Raw genomic sequence first — 1,056 nt, forward strand, 5'->3', positions numbered from 1 at the left:
CCAGTTAGAAATCATGTCAATACAATTGTATTCCCATGCGAAGGGAGATCTTGAAAAGGCTGTTGAAATAGTTTTGCAGAAAGCCAACAGCCTTCTGCTTGTGAAGGAAAAGAAGACACCAGAGGAAATCGACCAGCTGATCCCACAGGCGGAAGCAGCAAAAGTCCTGCAAAGGTCTGTCGCCACAGTCATTGACTGGCGTAAGAATAAAGGGCTTCCACATTACAACTTCAATGGACGATACCTTTATTCTAAGGCAGAGCTTCTAGAATACGGAAGAAAACAGGCACAAAAAAAAGCGTAACCACCGCCATGGTTACGCTTTGCAATCTTTATAAGCTACTCTCGGTAATTCAAATAATTAACGCATGGAAAAAACTGAATTCTCCTTCTTTCAAGGAGGGATAGGTAATATTGTACCTACAAAAAATGTTACTTTACAAGAGGCATTTCGAATCGTACAATCTCCTGATTATAAAACTCAAATTGAAGCGATACGTAAAAGTAATGAAAAGTCTGCAATTGATGAACTCAAAAAGAAACTTGACTATTTCGTTTTTGGTGTAGTCATAAAAGAAAAACGGTCATCAAGTAACATTGAAAAGTACTCTGGACTGATATGTCTTGATTTTGATAATGTCGCGGATTTGGAAAAAATCAAAGGCGAAGTATGCGACGATAAGTATGTAACTCTCTGTTTCTTAAGTCCTTCAGGTAATGGGTTGAAAGTTGTCGCAAAAATTGCGACAACTGATTTCAAGCTAGCTTGGGAGCAACTAACTGGTTATTTTAGAAAACATTTTGGAATAGAGGCCGACAAATCCGGGAAGGATGCAGTAAGGGCCTGTTTTGTGAGTTATGATCCAAACGCACATTTGAATCTATCTGCTGCGGTTTATGCAGTTAAGTCTTCTACACGTTCAAACACTGTAAAATATCAAAAGTCTGATTTAGAAAGGGCTAGGTTAGTAGCCGAACGTAAAACCACCTCCGTTGAAGATATAACCGAAGGGTATGACAATTGGCTTAAAATAGGTTAATACTTGGCGACGTTCG

2 protein-coding genes are annotated in these 1,056 nt (G+C 39.0%); both read left to right on the forward strand.

All coding sequences use genetic code 11. The features are described 5' to 3' along the window. Window positions 1-304: helix-turn-helix domain-containing protein (locus ACTIE6_RS24135; protein WP_439559062.1), on the forward strand; the 304-nt coding region annotated here is incomplete at its 5' end. 64 nt (window positions 305-368) lie between these two features. After that, window positions 369-1,040 (forward strand): BT4734/BF3469 family protein, encoded by a 672-nt coding sequence (locus ACTIE6_RS24140; protein WP_439559063.1) that lies wholly within the window; start codon window positions 369-371, stop codon window positions 1,038-1,040. The last annotated feature ends 16 nt before the right edge of the window (window positions 1,041-1,056 follow it).

Origin of the sequence: Dyadobacter sp., assembly GCF_051859145.1 — a bacterium.
Classification (GTDB): Bacteria; Bacteroidota; Bacteroidia; order Cytophagales; family Spirosomataceae; genus Dyadobacter.

Bases quoted from the DNA above. Each gene is read 5' to 3' on its own strand.
- ACTIE6_RS24140 (WP_439559063.1), top strand. From the start codon at position 369: ATGGAAAAAACTGAATTCTCCTTCTTTCAAGGAGGGATAGGTAATATT.